Genomic DNA, 22,287 nt, shown 5'->3' with positions numbered 1-22,287 from the left:
GCGAAGGCAAGCTTGCTTGCCTTCGCTTAGTGTTGAGTGTTTTAATCTCAAGATTAAAACTTATAGCGAACACCAACCGAATAGCGACGACCATAGCTGGCTGAACTTAATCCATACCGGCCTTCACTCGCACCCGCCGCTAACATTTCGGTGTTAATAGCATTGACACTGATATTATTTTCCGGGTCTAGCAAGTTATTGCCATCAGCGGTAATACGTAAATTTTTATTAATATCATAAGCTAGGCTAATACTTAAACTTTCCCCGTCAGTAGCATTGGCTTGTTCATTGTCTACCCAACCAAAAGTCTCATATGTCCAATGCCAAGCTTTGTAGGCATTAAAGCCAGAACGCTTATTGTAAGCGATATTAGCACTGAAGCCATGTTGCTCATAAAACAGGTTGATATTGGATTGGGTTTTTGAGAGTCCCCAAAATGGTATTTCTTGTCCTTCACCGTCTTTTTCTCCAGATGAACTGTTGTTGTAGGTATAGTTAGCCGAAATACCAAAACCGGCGAATGATTCAGGCAAAAATTCATCGAAGGTTTGATACCAAGAAATTTCATAACCTCGGATCAGTGCTTGATTTTCATCATCATTATAAGGGCGGGTGACCTGAAACTCTTTTCCGGCAATGGTTTCACTAGTAATGTCATTTTTAACAAAAGCACTTAACTCTTTAAAAAAGCTAGCAAAAGCCAAATTACCTGTTTCGCTGTAATACCACTCAAGCGCAGTATCAAACATTTTCGCGCTATAAGGCGATAAGCCGGGATCATTCTCATAGAGGCTGCGCTTTGAACGGCCATCTGCATCAGTGCTGATAATAGGGTTATATTCAGTGATAGGTCTCAACTGTGCCAAATTAGGTCGAGCAATTGCCTTAGAGGCTGCTAAACGCAAGATAACATCAGGCGTTAGTGCTAATTTAAAGTTAAAGCTCGGCAATATTTCTGAATAGCTACCGGTAAAGTTAACTAGCACTCGATCTTGCCAAGCATCATTGGCTGGCAAACCATCATCACCAAATACTAAATTAGCAGGGTCTTGTGAATAACCATGGGAAGTAACATCGGTTTTTATATAACGTACACCGGCGTCTAGCATGTAGGGTAAACCAAAGAGTTGCTCTTCAATTTTTGCTTCAATATAGGCGTGAATGGTTTCTTCTTTTACAGCAAAGCTATTACTACCTGATTTGACTTGTGTTGGAATAACTTCTTGATAGGCTTCTGGGTCTAATTTTTGGTAGAATTGATACAGTGCATCTACATCAATACTGGCCCAGCTGGAAGGAACATTTGCATTGCCACCAAAGTTATCACCATTACCTGGAATAATGACGTTATCAGGTAAGCGCCACATTTCCTGACCGCCAATGACAACGGTTTCCGCATCATAAGTCGGATTAATAGCATTCATATAATCAAGCGCAAAAATAGAACCGTTTTTTGGACTATAGTGTACTTTGTCTTTTTCCTGCATGTTATAGCCGGCGCCAAAATATAGTTCGGTAATTATACCTTCACTAAATTCATAGCTACCGTCAATTACGATGCGAGTATTGGTATCATTAATGTTATCGCCGTCTATTCGTGAATAGTGCGCGCCATATTTAGCATTTTCATCAAGTGCTTGTGATAGGTAAATATCCGGTATCGCCTGACCATTATTAAAGTTAATCGCTGCTGCATCGACTCCTGCGCGTACCACAACAAACTTGGTATCACCATCATTCTTATTTTCTGCCTCAGAATGAGAAGCATCTAAATTTAATGTCAGTTGATCATGGATCCAGTTAACATTTAAGCCTAATTGATAGGTACTGCTTTTTCTCGGGTTACTGTCTTCCAGTAATTCTAACGTTGCATCGTTCCAAGCCGCTGATTCTAAAAAGCCATCGCTGCCAACGTTGTATTCAGTATACTCACCAAAAGGTCCCCAGGCAGTAGGCATCGCTAAGGATAATACTTTACCGCTGACATCAATATCATAAGTGGTATATAAGCCATCAAAGTTAACATCTAAGTTTTCGCTTGGTAACCACTGCAAGGCAAATGTTCCACCGATACGCTCACGCTCAGAACGACTCATATTGATTTTCGGGTAGCTTGGGCTACGAAACATGTCATCAGTTGTGCTGCCGCTTGGCATCGGCACATTGTTGCCGATATCGCTATAAGTATTATCGTGCCACCATGAAGCCCAGTAAGAGTCATATCTTGAGGTGGTTTTAGTGTGAACTAAAGAAAGTAGGGCACCCAACTCGCCATTATCAAACGTATCACTGATTAAAAAACTGGTTTTAGGATTAGTTGCTTCAGCACGCTCGTTATAGTCTGCTTTAACCGAAACACTCATAGCCTTGCCGAGTTCCAGTGGCTTACGGGTAAAAATATTGACTACACCACCAACAGCACCTTCTTGAATTTTTGCTTTTTGGGTTTTATGTACTTCGATTTTTCCGACTAGTTCTGATGCTATAACATCATAGTTAAAATCACGACCGGCATTGTCTGAGGCTAATTTTCGACCGTTTAAACTAGTGATGTTATAGCCACCAGTGAGACCACGAATGGTAATGGTTTGTCCCTCGCCATTACTTCGAGTAACGCTAATACCTGGTATGCGTTGCAACGCTTCAGCAACATTTTCATCTGGGAATTTACCTATGTCTTCAGCAACTAGCGCATCGACGACATTGTCTGCCATTTTTTTGATGCTTTGTGCTTCTTTTAGACTGCTGATAATACCCGTAACTTCAATAACTTCTACTTCTTCTTCGTTTTGTTTCTTTTGATTGTCGTCTGTGTCAGTATCTGCTGCAAAGACAGATCCACATAGAGCAGCTGAAATTACCAGCGTAAGAGCTTTTATTTTCATGGTTAATCATCCCCGTGTTTATTAGAGTTATAATTTTCTAGGCGTAGTTGTTTCGATAGTGAATAAAACGCCACCACATAGTGGCAAATAAGCTAAGGACAGTTCCTCCAACAAAAGCGCAAAATTTGCCTAAAAACTAACCTAACTAAAAATACGCGTAGGCTGAAAAATCAATAAATATGAATTTGAGCAACGTAAAAGGTGATAAAAACTACTGATTTGCAGCTAATGAAAAAAAATTCTTTACAAACAAGATATGAAACTTTAATATTCGCACCGCTTTCTAGGAAGCAACTACATTATGGTGAGATGGCTGAGTGGTCGAAAGCACCGGTCTTGAAAACCGGCAAGGGTTTGTAGCCCTTCTAGAGTTCAAATCTCTATCTCACCGCCACATTCTAAGAAAAAGCCCTAACCGCAATGTTAGGGCTTTTTTTGTTGATAAAGATAAATCTCTATTTAGAGTTTGTAGTGCAATACCGTTATTAGCTAAAAAATTAGCGTTCAAATCTCTAATTCATCGTCATTTTCTAAGAAACCATTATTTCAATGATGTTTTTTTTCATTTGTTATTTTTAGAACTCTAGGGCTACGTCGGCTAATAGAGTTAAAAGCACAACCTAATCCCGTCTTACTAATTTTAAACATTTGTAATGGATATTTGCTGCAAATTCAAAATATAGTCTGTCAATAAATTGTAATAATCTATGAATAATTGGTTATTTATCCATCATGTACGAAAGAAGTGGTTTATAGTTTAGATATGTAAAGATTATAGATGTGTTTTGGGGGCTTTATGTTTGCATTAGATTTTAACGCCAGAGTTCGATTACCAATCCTTATGCTGATCTTATTAGTTGTTTCTTGCCAAACTACGACTTCAAATGAAAAAGTTTCTGTTAATACAACATTATATATAGATGAAGCATTTCCTAAGTATCAAACCTTCGATATAGAGACTGAGCAGGATATTTTTGCCATTGATCAAGAAATGAAAGAAATGGTCAAAGAAAAACTATTAGTTGTTCGTGATAGTAAAAAGCGTGCACAAGAATTACTAAAACAATTGTTTAAAAAAGATAGTATTAATTTATCTTATCAAAATTTAGCTAACTTGACTGCGATAGATGCTTATCACAGTGGTACTGCAAATTGTATGTCATTAACCATTATGGCTTATGCACTAGCAAAAGAAGCGCAACTTGACGTTAAATTCCAAAAAATTCAAGTCCCTGAATATTGGACCAGAAATGGTCAATATAATATGTTAACAGGGCATGTAAATTTGTTACTGACAGAACGACCTAATCCCGAACAAATGATTATTTATGGGAAGAAATTAATTCAAATCGACTTTGACCCTAGTTTATTTAAAAATGCATTTCCGAAAACAATAATAGGTAAGCCCATGGTTTTGGCCATGTTTTACAATAATAAAGGTGCTGATGCCATCGTTGCAGAACAATATGATTTAGCCTACGCTTATTTTAAAAAGTCGACTCAAGTAGCGCCGCAATTCTCCTCTGCTTGGGGGAATTTGGGTATTTTATATAAGGTAACAGAAAATTATAATCTAGCTAAACAAGCATATCGTTATGCCGTTGAGCTTGATAATCGAAATTTAACCGCTTTAGGTAATTTAGCATTTTTATTAAAGTCGCAAGGCCAAATAGCACAGGCCGATAAGATAGAGCGGCTATTACATAGTAAACGAATCAAAAACCCTTATTATTATGCACTATTAGCAGATGAAGCATTTTATCAAGGCGACTATCATCAGGCATTAATGCATTATAAGAAAGCATTAAAAATGAATTATCGTGTGCATGAATTTCATTTTGGCTTAGCAAAAGTCTACTACGCATTAAATGATATTGATAAAGCAGAAAATGCTATGGAAAAAGCGATTTCTTACAGTAAATCAGAAAATATAGACTCGCAATACATCGCCAAGTTAAATTTTTTAAAGCACGTAAGCATCAGTGATTAAGCGTTATTGTATTCATTACTGGTGCCTTTTATTACTGTTTGGTTGCCAGACTATTCCGTTAGCTCAACCTAGATTAACGCATGTTATAGATGAGAATTATTTATTTGCCTGTTTTCAATATTTAGCTTCGGATCAACTAACAGGACGTAAAGTAGGAACTAAGGGTAATTTGCAAGCACAGAAATACCTGATTACTCAATTAAAACAGCTCAATATAAAGCCATTTAACAGGCATTATCGTCACAGTTTTAGTTATATTAATCGCTCAGACCAACCTGTTTACGGTAATAACATTGTTGGTTTGTTACCTGCGTATAGGCATACTGAGCAATACCTTGTTTTGACCGCTCATTTTGATCATATTGGTAAGCAGGGAAACAATATTTACAATGGTGCTGATGATAATGCTTCTGGTAGTGCAGCTATTTTGGCAATACTCAAGTATTTGACCGATAACAATCTACAATTAAAGCACAATATATTAGTGATTTTCACCGATGGCGAAGAAAGTAATCTTAAAGGAATTAAAGCGTTTATTCAGCAAAATCAGCCGTTGATGAATCAAATTAAAGTCAATGTGAATCTTGATATGCTTGCAGGCAGCCAAGATAGTCAGAGGTTACATTATTACTCTAAGGGGCTGACAAAGCTTTTGCCACCGTCTGAAAGAACCTATTTTTTTCAGCAACACTCTTATCAAAATTTTCCAGTTATAAAAGGGTTCAAGCGACAACTATCAATTAACAATCAAAGAATTAACTGGCTAAAAGCTAGCGATCATTATGCTTTTTACCGACAAAGGATCCCATTTATCTATTATGGAGTAGGCGTGCATAAAAATTATCATACACCTTCTGATAATTACCAAAATGCAAATAAAGGGTTATTAGCCCAATCAACAAATGTTATTTATCATCAATTAATTCTGCTTGATCAACTTATTTCTAATACTAGCCATAACATTTTTGATCACATGACGTTATAATAGACTTAACTATTTGGTCAGATTTTGGTTTTACAAATGGAAAAACGTTATATAACCGCACAAGAATTATTAGAAGACTCATTTAGAGTTGCCGCAAAAGTATTTGAAGATGGTTTTCGCCCAGATTATATCGTTGGCATATGGCGAGGCGGTGCGCCCATCGGTATTGCAGTACAAGAATTTTTTGATTATAAAAAAGTGGAAACTGATCATATCGCTGTCAGAACGTCATCTTATTACGGTATAAACCAACAGAGTAAAGAAATTAAAGTTCACGGTTTGCATTATATTATTGAAAATGCCAACGCCGATGATAGCTTATTAATCGTTGATGATGTTTTTGACTCTGGTCGCAGTATTGATGCCTTAATTAATCAATTAAAACTATTAACACGAAAAAATATGCCAGGCGATGTCAGAGTTGCTTGTCCTTGGTATAAGCCAAAGAATTCTAAAGTTGATTTAGTCCCTGATTATTATGTTCACGAATCAGATGAATGGTTAGTCTTTCCGCATGAATTGTCGGGATTAACGCCTGAAGAACTGATAGAAGGTAAAACAGATCTGGCAAATATTAAAGAATTGTTTGTTTGATAAATCACTAGGACGTGTTGTTAATAAAAGCATAATAAAGTTTTATTATGCTTTTTTATTTTAGGTAGTTCACTCATGTGTCGTTTCGTAATTTTACTGTTATTATTTTCTGTTAAGAGTTATGGCAAAAACCCAGTTGTTGTTATTTCTATTGATGGCTTTGCGTATGATTATATAGCGAAATATCAACCGAAAAATATCTTGGCGTTAATGAATAAAGGAGCTAGCGCCAAAGGTTTGATCCCATCTTTTCCTTCTAAAACCTTTCCTAATCATATTACGCTAGCCACTGGTGTTTATCCGACGGAACATGGCATAGTACATAATAGTTTTTATCATCCTGAGCTGGGAAAAAGATATAAAAAAGGCACCGCAAAAGATAATATCCATTGGCTTAATGCGACTGCTATATGGAGCTTAGCAGAACAGCAAGGGCTAAAATCTGCCGTGTATTTTTGGCCTGAATCTGAAGCTAAAACATTTACACCTAAACCTAGCTACCTGGTGCCATATAAAGATAATACGTCAAGTGAAAAGGGGATGGCGCAAATATTTCAATGGTTAAGCTTAGCTAAAGACCAACGCCCGGCAGTAATCATGAGTTACTTTTCGGCTATTGACAACATAGGACACCGACATGGCGTGAATTCAATAGAACTAGCTAATGCGATTAAAACGTTTGATGATCAATTAGGGCAGTTAATCACTCAGATTAAACAGCAGACTCAATTAACACCTAATATCATACTATTATCTGATCATGGCATGGTTGATATTGATAAAAATAGCACTATTTATTGGCCAAAATTAGTTAAGCGATTTGACCGGTTAAACGTAGTTAATGGTCAGACCCAGCTATATATCTATGAAAAGAATAAACAACGGCTTAACGATGTCCGATCACATTTAACACATCTAGCTCAGCAATATCCTTTTACTGTGTATCAAAAAGGGGAATATCCTGAGCACTGGCAGATGAATAAAGAAAGTGAGGTTATTCCAGAGCTTATTGTTAATGCCGATGCTCCTGCTATTTTTGTAGAGAAATTTTCTCTTAATGGCGCTGCTACTCATGGGTTTGATCCTAAATTAACACCTGCAATGAACGGGATTTTTATTGCCTCTGGCCCGGATATTAATTCAGCTGTTAATATACCACCATTCAATAACGTTTATATCATGCCGTTTTTAGCGAACTTACTTAACTTAACTTTACCTGCTAAGTGGAATAATCAGCCAAAGCTATTAGCACCGATTATTCATTGTTCAGTGAAAACGTAAAAAATTACGAAAAAGCCGTTAAAATACGCACTTGCCACTTTATTTTTATAGTAAAAATAGGGTATTTTGTTAGAAACAATAATAAGTAAATAAAATAGATGTACAGTACCTACATTGCTCGTCAAGCAATTCTTGACCGTCATTCAAAAACTATTGGCTATGAATTATTATTTAGAGATAGCCCAGAGAACAAGTTTCCTGAAATAGATCAAGATGTTGCCAGTTCAAAACTGATTATTCAAAATCATCTGCAAGGTGACATTAAAACCATTAGTTTAGGCAAATTGGCATTTATCAACTTCACAGAAAAATGCTTGATCAATAAATATCCGTTAATGTTTGATAATAAATCTATTGTCATCGAACTGGTTGGTCATTCAACGCCAACTGAGCGGTTAGTAAAGATTTTGAAATATTATAGCGAAAAAGGCTATCGCATTGCGTTAACTGAATATGATGTAGATGACCAATGGGATGAATTATTTCCTTATTTATCCATTATTAAAGTCGATATTGAGAAAATTAACCCTAAACGATTGCAGCCAGTTATCCAGCGACTAAAACCCTATAATATTAAATTAGCGGCAGAAAAAGTAGAAACCAACTATCAATTGCAGGCATTAGCAGAAGTTGGCTTTAATTTTTACCAAGGCTTTTTTTATCATCAACCGGAAATTATTGAAGGTCAAACATTAGCGCCGATTAAAACGCAAATGCTGCATTTAATCAGTGAAACCTTCAATACACCTCTCGACTATAGCAAAATCGCCCAAATTATTAGTCATGATGTTAATCTAACAGTTGGCTTACTAAAAATGGTTAATAATGTCGGTACTGGTACCCGAGTTGAAATTACTTCGCTCAAGCAAGCTACCGCTTATTTAGGTGAAGATAAACTAAAACAGTTTGTTACCATTTTAGCTTTATCTAAGCTATCGACAGAAAAAACTGATGAAATAACCAAGCAGGCGTTAATTACCGCTAAATTAATGACTTCTATCGCTAATCACAGCATCTTTAAAGAAGTCAGTGACTTTGCCTTTATCACGGGGTTATTAAGCGCTATTGAAGTAATTTTACGTATGCCAATAGATGAAATTGTTAAAACCATGCCATTAGCTACCCCGATTATACAGGCATTAGTAAATAAAGATGGGCCTCTTGGAGAGCTACTGTCATTAACCACAGATTATATTACTGGTAATGGTGATAATATTAATGTCTTAATTGACACCTATGGGCTAGATAAGGACTTTATTCATAAAGAATTTGTTGAAGCGAGTCGCTGGTGCCAAACACTTGATATTTAGTTTACATATAAATTATTAGTAAATTGATACTATTAAAATTTAATGTAGAATATAAACCGCTCAATATAGTTTGAGCGGGTTATTTTGTTGAGGTATAAGTTAACTGCTGTGTTTATTTATCGGACATTTACAAAACTATTGTTTACAGCTCTAGTGCTGCTAGCCTTTATCGGGCAGGCGCTTGCGTATACAACGATGTCTTGCAAAATGCACCCTAGTAGTACCGAGATGAATGCTCACAGTATGCATCTAATGTCTGGCGCTAATATGGCCGCTTCTATTGATAAAATGATGTCAACCACCAGTGAAACACCAATGGATTGTTGTGATAATGAATGTGTTTGCCCTGATAATGCCTGCACATCAGTCACTTTGGTATTAAATAGCCTCAATTTGTTAATTGTTAACCCTCTTTCAGAAAAACCTTTATTCTTAAATTTAAAAAAGCCTACTACTCAATCAAAATCCCTTTATCGTCCACCGATCTTCGGCTAACCCAGCCTTAGTGTGCCTAAATTTAGGCATTTTTATTAACTCAATTATTTTTTAAAAGGCCCGAGCGGCTTTATTGATCCAGTTTTCTGGAGGATATAGTGACGATTTATTCAATTAATATTTATCTACTGCTTGTAATATCAAGTTTTAGCTTGGCTTGTTTAGCCACGCCACAAACAATCACTTTAGCGCAAGCCGTTTCCATGGCAACCACCAATGATCCCTGGTTAGTCGGAAATAAATTACGACAATCGGCAATAACGGCAGAAAGTATTGCCGCTGCCAGTTTACCGGACCCTAAAGTATCGCTTGGTGTTTTAAATTTACCGGCAGATAATTTAGGTTTTCATCAAGAAGCTATGACCCAGATTAAACTGGGGATCTCACAGATGTTTCCTCGTGGAGAAAGCCTGGCTATTAAGCAAAAAATATTGCAATTAAAGTCCAGTAAGCATCCGTTAATGAGGGACGATAGAAAGGCGCAAGTAACCGCAACAGTTACTATGTTGTGGTTAGATGCGTTTTTAGCACAACAGTCTATTGCCTTGATCAATCAGGATAAGGCTTTGTTTGAGCAAATGGTCGATCTTGCAAAAGCCAGTTACTCCTCCACCGTTGGTAAAACCCGGCAACAGGATGTGATCCGTGCTCAGTTAGAGTTAATTCAACTCAATGACACACTCACTGTGCAACAGCAAAAGCTTGATATGGCAATCGCGAGCCTGAACCAATGGTTATACCCACAACAGAGCAAATTATCGGAAAGTGATTTTATTGATCAACTAGGAGGGCTGCGATTTAAAATAGCTGAACAACTACCTGATATAACGCTGTTAGATATTAACTTGAACCAACAGCATCAATTAATTGCTCGGCTTGCACAACATCCTCTGGTACTTGCATTAGATATTCAACAAAAAATGGCACAATCATCAGTTACGCTAGCGAATGAGCGATTTAAACCTCAGTGGGGCGTAAATGCCAGTTATGCTTATCGTGATCATGCAGATAATGGTGGCAACCGGGCAGATCTATTTTCCGTTGGTGTTACGTTTGATGTCCCGCTGTTTACCAATAATCGACAGGATAAACAATTGGCAGCTTCAGTGGCGCGCTCAGAAGCGGTAAAAACAGAAAAGTTACTATTAATCAAACAAATGCTGAGTCAGGTAACTAAGTTTCATCAACAGTTAAAGTATTTATCAAAGCGGCAGCAGCTTTATCAGCAAGAATTACTGTTACAAAGCCATGAACAGGCCGAGGCATCGTTAACTGCTTACACTCATGATGATGGTGATTTTGCTGAAGTGGTACGGGCAAAAATAGCAGAACTTAATCATCAAATTGCTGCGCTTGATATCGATGTAGAATTGTTAAAGGCAGTCGCTCAACTCAATTATTACCTCACACCATCACCAAAGATAGGCATTATTGGAGAATGATATGTTAAGCCATTTTAAAATTATCACCGCATTGCTGCTCGGCATTATCATTGGTGCAATTGCCATTAAGGCCTTTCAGAGCATTACGGTTGAAAATCCAGAAGGTAAATTCGAGAAAAAGCCACTCTATTGGGTTGCACCTATGGACAGTAATTATCGTCGTGATAAACCGGGAAAATCACCTATGGGCATGGATTTAATTCCTGTCTATCAGGACGGCACTGATACGACAACACAAGCGAATGCGATAAAAATTAATCCAACAGTGATAAATAACCTTGGCGTACGCACCGCAACTGTTACCGACAAAGTCATGACGCAACAAATTACCACTGTTGGCTATGTCAAATATGATGAAGATAAATTGGTACATATTCATCCCAGAGTAGATGGCTGGATAGAGCAACTTTATGTTAAAGCAGTGGGCGATCCTGTGACCAAAGGTCAGGCATTATATACGCTTTATTCGCCTGAGTTAGTTAATGCTCAGGAAGAATTTTTAATTGCACTTAGTCGTGGCAACAATGCCTTGATCTCAGCGGCCAGATCACGGTTAACAGCACTGCAATTATCAAAGAAATTTATTACTGAATTGGAAAAGTCACAACAGGTACAACAATTCATCACTTTTTATGCCCCTCAATCTGGTGTTGTTGATGGTTTGCAAATCAGAGCAGGTTCTTACGTCAAACCTGGCACTACCTTAATGGCGATTGGACAACTTGATCAGGTTTGGGTTGAAGCGGAAATATTTGAACGCGATGCAGAGTTAGTCAAAACTGACGCGCCGGTAACTATGTCGCTGGACTACCTGTCAGGTAGAAAATGGCGAGGAATCGTAGATTATATTTATCCGACGTTAGATGAAAAGAATCGTACCTTGCGAGTCCGTTTGAAATTTAACAATGAAGATTTGCAACTTAAGCCCAATATGTTTGCACAAATTACGATATTTTCTCCACAACCATCCTCAAGCCTAGTAGTTCCTAAAGAAGCAGTGATCCGCACTGGCAGTCAAAACCGAGTCGTACTGGCACTAGCAGATGGCTATTTTAAATCAATAGCAGTAACTATCGGCCGGGTTGATGAACGTTATATAGAAATTATACAAGGGGTGAAAGCAGGAGATCGCATTGTTACTTCTGCACAATTTTTAATCGATTCAGAGTCCAGTAAAAATTCCGATTTTAAACGTATGACGACAGTAGAGCCAGACGTTCAGCGAGCTACCGTTAGTGGGGTAATTAATCATATCGATATCAATAATCGCCTGATAAATATCAGCCGAGAGCCGATTGAAAAATGGCACCGTCCGGCAGCAACCTTGGATTTTGTTTTGGCAGAGCAGCTTGCTATTGAGCAATTATCGCCGGAAATGACCGTAAACTTTACCTTTGAAGTGCGCGATGAGCTAGTGATAGTTGATATCACTCAGGTAACTACGTCACATGTCGATCATTAATTAGGAGCGCATTATGATTTCAGCGATTATTAAATGGTCGATATATAACCGATTATTTGTCATTTTGGCGACACTGATTCTGATAGGTGCCGGGGGATATGCCATCAAAAATACCCCAATTGATGCTATTCCCGATTTATCAGATGTTCAGGTGATCATCAAAACCAGTTATCCAGGACAGGCTCCACAAGTAGTTCAAGATCAAATCACCTATCCATTAACAACAGCGATGTTGTCTGTGCCAGGTGCTATTACGGTTCGTGGCTATTCTTTTTTTGGTGATTCCTACGTCTATGTGATTTTTAATGAAGAGACTGATTTATACTGGGCGCGAAGCCGAGTACTAGAGTATTTAAGTCAGGTAACACCATCGTTACCTGATAATGCTCGACCTCAGTTAGGGCCGGATGCAACCGGTGTTGGTTGGGTCTACCTTTATGCCCTTATTGATCGCAGTGGTCAATTAGATATTAGTGAACTGAGGAGTTTACAGGATTGGTTTTTAAAGTATGAATTGCAAACCATTCCCGGAGTTTCTGAAATAGCGGCTATTGGCGGCATGGTGAAACAGTACCAGGTGCAAGTTGAGCCAGATAAATTAAGAGCCTACAACGTGCCATTGGCTCATATTAAAAATGCAATACAGCGAGGTAACCAAGAAACCGGTGCTTCAGTTGTTGAAATGGCAGAAGCGGAATATATGGTAACTACTTCTGGTTATATCACTGGCATTAAAGATATCTCTAACATTCCATTAGGACTAAATGCTCGAGGAACACCGCTAACCATTGGCGATGTTGCCCGTGTGAGTTTAGGCCCACAGATGCGCCGTGGCGTTGCAGAGTTTAACGGAGAAGGTGAAGCTGTTGGTGGTATAGTCGTTATGCGCTACGGTGAGAATGCAGCTAAGACCATTTCTGCAATTAAGGATAAACTTGAGCAACTAAAAGCAAGTTTGCCTGAGGGTGTTGAAATCATTCCTGTGTACGATCGCTCAGGATTAATCACAGAAGCAGTCGATAATCTTTGGTACAAATTGTTAGAAGAATTTGTTGTTGTCGCGCTAGTATGTATCGTTTTTCTTGCTCATTTACGCTCTTCACTGGTTGCTATTATCAGTTTACCTGTTGGTATTTTAGCGGCATTTTTCATCATGCATTTGCAGGGGATCAATGCCAATATCATGTCACTTGGTGGTATCGCTATAGCGATTGGCGCGATGATTGACGGTGCGATAGTCATGACCGAAAACATGCATAAGCACATGGAAAAAACGCCTCTGACTAATGAAAATCGCTGGCAGATTGTGGTGCAATCAGCAAGCGAAGTTGGACCGGCACTATTTTTTAGTCTGTTGATCATTACGGTTTCTTTTGTACCTGTTTTTACACTAGAAGCTCAAGAAGGGCGCATGTTTTCGCCGTTAGCTTTTACTAAAACTTACGCCATGGCTGCATCTGCTGCCCTGGCTATCACTTTAGTGCCTGTGCTAATGGGATATTTTGTTCGAGGCAAGGTATTAGCGGAACATAGAAATCCAATTAACCGCTTACTTGTCGCTGTGTATCTGCCTTTACTTAAACGTGTGCTGACATTTCCCAAGTTAACGATTTTATTCGCGATAATGCTCACCGTCATTGGCTTTTGGCCAGCGAATAAAATAGGAAGTGAGTTTATACCGCCACTTGATGAAGGCGACCTGATGTATATGCCAACCACATATCCCAGCATTTCCATCGGTAAAGCACGGCAGTTATTGCAACAGACCAATAAATTGATCAGCACAGTGCCGGAAGTTGCAACTGTGTTTGGTAAAGTAGGGCGGGCAGAAACCGCAACAGATCCAGCCCCTATGTCAATGATAGAAACCTTTATTCAGCTAAAACCTAAATCTCAATGGCGAGCAGGAGTGACCACAGAGTCCTTAAAACAGGAACTTGATCAATTAGTAAAATTTCCTGGTTTAACGAATGCGTGGGTAATGCCAATTAAAACTCGTATTGATATGTTGGCAACAGGGATTAAAACACCGGTTGGGATCAAAATAGCTGGGCCAGAGCTCAAGAAAATACAGGAAATAGGGCAAGAGTTAGAGAATATTTTAATAGATATACCTGGTACGGCATCTGTTTATTCTGAGCGCGTTGCTGGAGGTCGCTACTTGAAAGTAGATATTAAACGACAGCAAGCCGCAAGATATGGACTCAATATTGCTGATGTCCAACAAGTGGTTGCTTCTGCCATTGGTGGCGTCAATGTGAGCCAAACAATTGAAGGCCAGGAACGTTATCCAATCAACTTACGCTATCCTCAGGATTATCGTAACTCACCGGAAAAACTGGCCCGTTTACCTATAGTCACAACGACAGGGATGCGCATCGCATTAGCAGATGTAGCAGATATACGTATCGAAGATGGTCCACCTGGCATTAAAAGTGAAAATGCCAGAATTAATGGTTGGGTCTTTGTAGATATTGAAGATATCGATGTTGGCAGCTATGTAGAGCAAGCACAAAAATTACTGGCAAAACAGCTGGTATTACCGCCAGGCTATTCGATTAACTGGTCAGGACAATATGAATATATGCTACGGGCAAAAAAAAAACTTAGCTATGTTATTCCGTTAACCTTAGCCATTATTGTTGTCTTGTTATATCTAAACTTTCGCAATGTAACTGATGTCGCCATTATTGTCGGTACGTTACCTTTTGCGTTGATTGGCAGTATCTGGTTGATGTATTTGCAAGGTTTTAACTTTTCCGTTGCAGCTGGTGTCGGTTTTATCGCACTTGCCGGTGTAGCAGTTGAAATTGGTGTGATCATGTTGGTTTTTTTAAACCAGGCTGTAAACACGGTCAAACAATCGAAAAAAACGAGCAATGGTTTTACCGATAAAGAGCTGTTACAAGCCATTATGACAGGTGCCGGCATGCGTATTCGCCCGGTAATAATGACCGCAGCTGCCGTGATAATCGGTTTGCTACCTATTTTGTATGGCACGGGTACCGGTTCAAAAGTAATGAGCAGAATTGCTGCCCCTATGGTGGGGGGCATGTTAAGTGCCGTGATAATGACATTGCTGGTTTTACCGGCAATATATTATTTGGTGCAACGCTTAAAATTAGCCGTAATCAATAAATAAGTGAAAAGCAACGGTGACGCTAGGTCATGTTTAATCAATCGACATGACCTAGTAACCTTTTGAAATCATAAAATATAGTGGCGCAATTTATTGGAAGAACTTTATTTTCTTGCCTATAGTGTAGTCAAGGTAAAAAGGCATTGCTTTGAGGACTTATGCAGGGAAGTGAATCATCAGAAGTTGAATACCCCGTAAATATTTTAATCGTCGATGATCAAACAAGTAGTATTCTGATATTAGAGAAAGCTGTTGAAAATTTAGCTCATATCATTTCGACTAGTCAGCCCGAAGAAGTTATGTCATTGGTCACACAGTATCAGCCCTGTGTGATTCTTATGGACATTGAGCTTGGTGATTACAACGGCATAGAACTGGCCAAAGAAATTTTACAAAATCAACATTTACCTGACCCTGCGATTGTTTTTATTACCAGTAGTCAAGCTTCCGAAATTGAATACCACTCTTTGTATGCAGGTGGCGTTGACTTCATCCATAAGCCAATCAATATAGATATTTGCCGATTAAGAGTCAGCAACCTGATAAAAACAAAGACATATGCCTCAAGGTTAGAATCTACACAACGATCATTATTTCAAGAAAAAGAGAATTTAAAAGTCACCCTTAACTCGATTGGTGACGGTGTTATTGTTACTGATTCTAAAGGCTATATTACGTTTATTAATCCAATAGCAGAAGATTTAACAGGCATGATTGGCTCAGATGCTCTTGGTCAACATATTGAATGTGTGATGTCGTTAAGAGATGCTACTTCGGGTGAAAAATCAATTAACCCGGCAGTCATGGCATTGCAAGAAAAAAGAAGAGTAGCCATGGCATTAAATTGTCAGCTAACCAGCATACAAGGTCAAGTTTATCGCGTAGAAGATTCCGCGGCACCTATTTTTGATGATATGCAAAATTTAATCGGCTCAGTGATGGTGTTTCACGATATCAGTGAGGCGGTTGCCATGTCGGTTAAAATGAACCACCTAGCGAACAATGATCACCTTACTGGCCTACCTAATAGAATATTGCTGCATGACAGAATAACCAGAGCGATCAGGATTTCGCATAGTAGAAAGTTATCAGTAGGCTTGTTGCTGGTAGATATTGATCATTTTAAATACCTGAATGAAACTATAGGTCATCAAAATGGTGATCTACTGATCAAAATGGTGGCAACGCGCCTAGAAAGATTAATGGATGAAAAATTTACCCTTTCACGCGTCGGTGGTGATGAATTTGCCATTGTTATTCCGGAAATGCGATACCCAAGTATTGCAAGTGCTTTGGCTTCTGAAATCATAGAACAAATGAAATCTCCTTTTTTATTAAATCACCAAGAGTATACGTTATCGGTGAGTATCGGCATTAGTATTAGTCCTACAGATGCGGATACCGAAGAAACCTTGATGCGGCACGCTGATACCGCGATGTTTAGGGCGAAAAAACAAGGCCGAAATAATATCTGCTATTTTTCAGATGCTCTAGAGGAAGAGTTAATCGATAGAATAGAAATTGAAAAAATTCTACGCCGAGCAATTGAAAAGGATCTGGTAGAAATACATTTTCAGCCACAAGTGAATTTAAAAAACTCAGAAGTGATTGCTGTTGAAGCGTTGGCCCGTCTTAAAGATGCTGATGGTCATTACATACCCCCACTTAAATTTATCGAATTAGCAGAAGAGTTGCATTTAATCGATAAACTCGGCGAACAAATATTTCACAAGGCGTGCCAGGAATTAAAATCATGGGAGGCACAAGGTATAAGTATCAAACTTTGTATCAATGTCTCTGCTAAACAATTTGCTAAGAATTCGTTTGTTGATTTTGCCCTAGCGCAAGTTGAGTTGCATCAAATACGGACGTCAAAAATTGAGCTTGAAATAACCGAAACTACATTAATGGAAGATTTTGACAGTGTAAAAAGCACTTTGCATCAATTAACGGAAGCAGGATTTTCAATTGCTATCGATGATTTTGGCACCGGTTATTCGAGCTTATCCTATTTAAAGTTTTTTAATGTCAACATCTTAAAAATTGATCAAACCTTTGTTAAAGACATGCTAAGTGATGAACAAAGTACGGATATAGTACAAACCATCATCACTTTAGGTAAAAGCTTAAATCTAACCATTATTGCTGAAGGCATAGAAACATTAGCACATGAAGAAAAGCTAATTGAATTAGATTGTAGTATGGGCCAGGGTTACTTATACAGTAAGCCACTTAGTAGCGAAAATTTTGTTAAATATCTACAAACCACAATGAGACCCTAATGGCTGAATTAACAGATAATCAGTGGCATGTGCTGATTGTAGAAGATGATGACATCAATTTTGAAGTACTCAAAGCGATGTTTAATACCGAGAATATTATTGCTCGTAGTGCTACGGGTAATGATTGTATTAGTTACTGTGAATCTCGCCGCCCAGATATTATTTTAATGAGTATTAGCTTACCTGATATTACAGGCTTAGAAATATGTAAAATACTGCGCAGTAATAAAGCAACAGCTGATATTATCATCGTTTTTATCACTTCAAATTCGGATGATGAAACCCAGTTATCGTGCTGGAATGCAGGAGCTAATGACTTTGTTTGTAAACCCGTCAACCTTTCGACCCTTAAAAAAAGATTAGAAGCGCAAGTAAAACTATTCCGGCAAACCCAGCTATTTAAAGAGCTTTCTCATAAAGATGGATTGACAGGAGTCTTTAACCGCCGTTATCTCGACAATGAATTACCTAAATTACTTGCCCTAGCCAATCGCAATAAAATTCCTTTTTGTGTATTCATGATAGATATTGACTGGTTTAAGCTTTATAACGATTGCTATGGTCATTTAAGTGGTGATAGTTGTTTAAAAAAAGTGGCTTTAGAAATATCAAAGCATTTAAATCGTGGCTCTGATGCACTTTGTCGGTATGGCGGTGAGGAATTCGTTTGCTTATTGCCTGGTACCGATACAGAAGGGGCGCTTAAGTTAGCTAATAAACTGGTTAAACACATCCATTCGCAACTTATTGAACATAAATTATCGCCGTTAAAGTACCTCAGCGTTTCCGTTGGAGTAGCTGTTACAGATGTGTGTGAAAACTTAAACGAAAAAGCATGGTTAACGGCTGCCGATGAGGCGCTTTATCAAGCAAAGCACAAAGGTAGGTGTTCGTTCGCAATAAAGAATTTGGAGAGGATTAATGGTTAAGTTAAGTCGCTTTAAACTGTGGATTGTCGGTGGCATTCTCTGTTTATTAATTTTTACTATCTATACTTTTACGGATGCTAAAATTCATCGTAAAGTTGCTCATGAGTTAAAGAAAGACTTTATGGTAGCTGAATCTCGAGTGCAGCAATATACCGATAATTATTATATTTCATCGCAAAAATATTTAGTTTTTCTTAGCAGTACACCACCTATTCAAGGGATCATTAGAGCTGAAAACAACCAAGGAGTAGATCATTTAGATAAAACAAATTTAAAGCAATGGCTAAATCGCTTAGACGTGATATTTTCCAGCATGATTTCTACCCATCCTGAAATACTACAACTGAGATTAATTGATGCTGATACGGGTAAAGAACAGGTTAGAGTAGACCATGAGTTTGGCCAAATTAAAGTACGGCAACTTGCTATGCTACAAGATAAAACTCAACGTGATTATGTTAAGCAAACTCGAACATTAACAGATTCTGAACTTTATATTTCACCACTTAATCTCAATCGTGAAAATGACAAAATTTCATTTCCTCATCAGGCAACTATGCGTATTGCTAAGCCAATATTTAATAATAAAGGTAGGTTATCTAAAATCCTAGTAATTAACTTAAACGGTAACAAGTTATTACAAGAGCTCAATGCATTGATGCCAGACAATATCGACATCATTATTACCGATAATACTGATCAGGTTATTTCTCATCCTGTTAACGCATACAATTTCTCTAAAGATCTCGGTTTAAATCATACTTTATCAGCAGTTTATAACGTTGTGCATAATATCACGAACGATATTGCACTGGTTAATACTCAAAGCAATGAACGATCCATATTAGTTCAAACTGAACTCTTTCTATCGCCGACAAAAAAAGAAAAAATTTCCTTCATTGCTCCTGATGTTATTTATAACGAATTGTTAAATGATGAAATGCTAGCTAATTACGGCTTTAGTAGCGTAATCACCGCAATTTTTCTATTCATTGTTTATATATTGGCCAAGTCTAATATTAAGGCAAGCCAATTAATTGCGAGTCAGGAAAAATTAACCACGATTATTAATGATTCAGATGAAGGTATTATTCGAATTGAAAATACTTTGTCCATTTCTTCAATTAACCGTTCTGCAGTCCATTTTTTTCCCTGTTTAATAGGTGCTACAGGTAAATTTTTATCTTCTATAACTGGTAATTTCCCAATAGCAAAAATTGAGAGAATTATTATCGAGTTAAAAGAAAAACAAGGTAAACAAAAAGAAACTTTTGAATTCGTTGCCGATAAAATCACCTTATCCATAGCCATCGCATTATTACGTTCCCCGGCAGGAATTATAATAGGCTCAGTTATCTTCATCAGGGACGTAACTGAACAGGTCGTGAGCAGAAACCAGTTAAATAATATGAATAAGGAGCTTGAGGCTAAAGTTGAAGAAAGAACTGCGGAACTGCGAATTGCCCGCAATCAGGCATTAAAGTCGTCAGAGTTAAAGAGTCAGTTCGTTTCTATGGTTAGCCATGAAATGAGAACACCGTTAAATGGGATTATGGGCACCATGTCGCTGATCACTCAAGAACCGTTATCAGATAACCAACAATATTATTTTAATTTGATGCAACAGAGCTCTAATACATTAGCAAGCTTGATCAACGATATTTTAGACCTATCAAAAATAGAGTCCGGAAAGTTAGAGTTAAATATAGCTAAAACTAATGTTATGTCATTATTAGAAAGTACTATTGAATCAGTAGCTGTTAAAGCACAGGAAAAACAAATTGATATCCAGCTTAACCTGATTGATATTGAGTTTAACTATATCGAAGTGGATGGTCATAGATTAAAACAAGTACTGTTTAATTTATGTAGTAACGCAATAAAGTTTACCAATACCGGTGGGGTCTATATAACAGCTAGAACGGTACTAGACGGCAATGCAAATCTGATCATAGACGTTGAAGATACGGGCATTGGTATTGAAAAAAACAAACAAGCGAAAATATTTGACTCTTTCTCTCAGGAAAGTGAAAAAATAGCCAGTGAATTTGGCGGCACCGGATTAGGACTTACGATATCTAAACAGCTGTGTCAAATGATGGGAGGCGATCTAATATGTCGTTCTGTTAAAGAGGAAGGCAGTACTTTTTCCATGACTATTGCTTTTAATAAAGACACTGCTGAGCCTAGAGAAAAACTACCAAACGCTAAGATATCCAACCTTTCTTTACACCTGGCAACTAAGCAAGCCGAAGTATTTTGGCAAGATCTATCACAGGCCATGGGCTTTGATATCCTTGAGTCTAGCGATGGCAGTGGTGAAATAACGATTGTTGACAGTCGATTACCCATTTTTCAAAGCATAACTTCAAACGCTGATTATCATAATACGGTGGTCTTATACGATGCATTTTCTGAATTTGATATCCCTAAAGGGGCATTAGCCATATTATCTAAACCGATCAAATTAAATGAAATTTCGAGCGTATTATCGGGTAAGAAATTATCTTACCAGCCTAATATCGCCGAACAAATGACGAAGGCTAACTTAGCGTTTAATTTTACTGGTAAAACCGTGTTAGTTGTTGATGATAATTATATTAATATTGAAGTAACCAAGGGGATGCTGGAGTTTTATCATGCCAACTGTGTAACTGCTGATTCAGGAATAACAGCGATAGACAAGTTGAAAAGCCTTGCAACTGAAAAAGTTGAACTGTCGGTAATCCTCATGGACTGTAATATGCCGATGATGGATGGCTTTGAAGCAACTAGAAAAATCAGACAAGGCGTCGCTGGCAGCATATACAAAAATATTCCTATAGTAGCAATCACCGCTAATGCAATGTCAGGTGAAAATGAACGATGCCTAAACGCTGGCATGACTGACTTTTTATCTAAACCTTTTAGTCATAGCGAGCTCGTCTGTATGATTGCCAAGTATGTAAAATCTAGCAAAATCCCCAGAAACGTTAAGCCGGCTATTGTTTCTGATAATCGTTATGCTGAAGTATTTGAAGTCAGTGTACTTAATGTCAATGATGCCAAAGAACGATTAATGAATGATGATAGTTTGTATCAAAAAATATGCCTGATGTTTATCAATAACATTGAGCAAGATCTTATTAATTTACAACAGATTATTGATACGGAAAACTGTACAAATATTGCAAAAAAAGCCCATGCATTAAGAGGACGAGCACTGGAGATTGGCGCCGAGCAATTAGCAGATATCTTAAAGGAAATTGAATTATCAGCTAAAGCAGGGGAGTTTATTCAGTGTAAAGAAGCGCACAATCAAGTTAAGCAAGCTATCGCTGATGTAATAGAAAAATTAGAGCAACAAATAGAAATAAAAGCTTAACCTTAATTAAAATTGCTGAGCCTAACACGAGATATGTTGCTAGTTCTACAGTATCTTTTATATGAATAAATGTCGTAGGGCAATCGAAATAGTGCGAATTATCTGGAAAGTAAATTGATTATATTTTCA

General features: G+C 37.8%; 13 protein-coding genes and 1 tRNA gene. 13 read left to right on the top strand and 1 reads right to left on the bottom strand.

All coding sequences use genetic code 11. The features are described 5' to 3' along the window. Positions 1–53: 53 nt before the first annotated feature. Positions 54–2,885: a TonB-dependent receptor gene (locus QQK06_RS18910; protein ID WP_284246383.1), complete on the bottom strand. Its 2,832-nt coding sequence runs from the start codon at positions 2,883–2,885 to the stop codon at positions 54–56. A 303-nt stretch (positions 2,886–3,188) separates the two neighbouring features. Between QQK06_RS18910 and QQK06_RS18905 the strand changes: the two genes are divergently transcribed. The 13 genes from QQK06_RS18905 to QQK06_RS18845 all read left to right on the top strand — a co-directional run bounded on the left by QQK06_RS18905 (position 3,189) and on the right by QQK06_RS18845 (position 22,158). Beyond that, positions 3,189–3,279: transfer RNA gene (locus QQK06_RS18905), tRNA-Ser, on the top strand. A gap of 402 nt (positions 3,280–3,681) precedes the next feature. Next, on the top strand, positions 3,682–4,875 hold the full coding sequence (locus QQK06_RS18900; protein WP_284246382.1) for a tetratricopeptide repeat protein: 1,194 nt from the start codon (positions 3,682–3,684) through the stop codon (positions 4,873–4,875). After that, positions 4,868–5,860 carry a M20/M25/M40 family metallo-hydrolase gene (locus QQK06_RS18895; protein WP_284246381.1) on the top strand — a complete coding sequence of 331 codons (993 nt, stop codon included), beginning with the start codon at positions 4,868–4,870 and terminating at the stop codon, positions 5,858–5,860. Before QQK06_RS18900 ends, QQK06_RS18895 begins: the two co-directional genes overlap by 8 nt. A gap of 36 nt (positions 5,861–5,896) precedes the next feature. Continuing rightward, entirely contained in the window at positions 5,897–6,454 is a 558-nt protein-coding gene (locus QQK06_RS18890; protein ID WP_284246380.1) for a phosphoribosyltransferase, read from the top strand. Between the two features lie 75 nt (positions 6,455–6,529). Beyond that, complete coding sequence (locus QQK06_RS18885; protein WP_284246379.1) at positions 6,530–7,735, top strand: alkaline phosphatase family protein; 1,206 nt, start codon at positions 6,530–6,532, stop codon at positions 7,733–7,735. Between the two features lie 98 nt (positions 7,736–7,833). Further along, positions 7,834–9,045 carry an EAL and HDOD domain-containing protein gene (locus tag QQK06_RS18880; protein WP_284246378.1) on the top strand — a complete coding sequence of 404 codons (1,212 nt, stop codon included), beginning with the start codon at positions 7,834–7,836 and terminating at the stop codon, positions 9,043–9,045. 207 nt (positions 9,046–9,252) lie between these two features. Then, on the top strand, positions 9,253–9,540 hold the full coding sequence (locus QQK06_RS18875; RefSeq protein ID WP_284246377.1) for a hypothetical protein: 288 nt from the start codon (positions 9,253–9,255) through the stop codon (positions 9,538–9,540). Between the two features lie 98 nt (positions 9,541–9,638). Then, entirely contained in the window at positions 9,639–10,982 is a 1,344-nt protein-coding gene (locus tag QQK06_RS18870; protein ID WP_284246376.1) for a TolC family protein, read from the top strand. Position 10,983: 1 nt separating this feature from the next. Further along, on the top strand, positions 10,984–12,444 hold the full coding sequence (locus QQK06_RS18865; RefSeq protein WP_284246375.1) for an efflux RND transporter periplasmic adaptor subunit: 1,461 nt from the start codon (positions 10,984–10,986) through the stop codon (positions 12,442–12,444). 13 nt (positions 12,445–12,457) lie between these two features. Then, entirely contained in the window at positions 12,458–15,586 is a 3,129-nt protein-coding gene (locus tag QQK06_RS18860; RefSeq protein ID WP_284246374.1) for an efflux RND transporter permease subunit, read from the top strand. A gap of 155 nt (positions 15,587–15,741) precedes the next feature. Beyond that, positions 15,742–17,865: a GGDEF/EAL domain-containing response regulator gene (locus QQK06_RS18855; protein ID WP_284246373.1), complete on the top strand. Its 2,124-nt coding sequence runs from the start codon at positions 15,742–15,744 to the stop codon at positions 17,863–17,865. Next, entirely contained in the window at positions 17,865–18,794 is a 930-nt protein-coding gene (locus QQK06_RS18850) for a diguanylate cyclase (protein ID WP_284246372.1), read from the top strand. Before QQK06_RS18855 ends, QQK06_RS18850 begins: the two co-directional genes overlap by 1 nt. Continuing rightward, entirely contained in the window at positions 18,787–22,158 is a 3,372-nt protein-coding gene (locus tag QQK06_RS18845; RefSeq protein ID WP_284246370.1) for an ATP-binding protein, read from the top strand. Before QQK06_RS18850 ends, QQK06_RS18845 begins: the two co-directional genes overlap by 8 nt. Positions 22,159–22,287 lie beyond the last annotated feature (129 nt).

The organism is Thalassotalea insulae, from assembly GCF_030161395.1.
GTDB classification, from domain to species: domain Bacteria; phylum Pseudomonadota; class Gammaproteobacteria; order Enterobacterales; family Alteromonadaceae; genus Thalassotalea_E; species Thalassotalea_E insulae.
The sequence above is the reverse complement of the archived record's forward strand: the minus strand, read 5'-3'. Positions and strand labels throughout refer to the sequence as shown.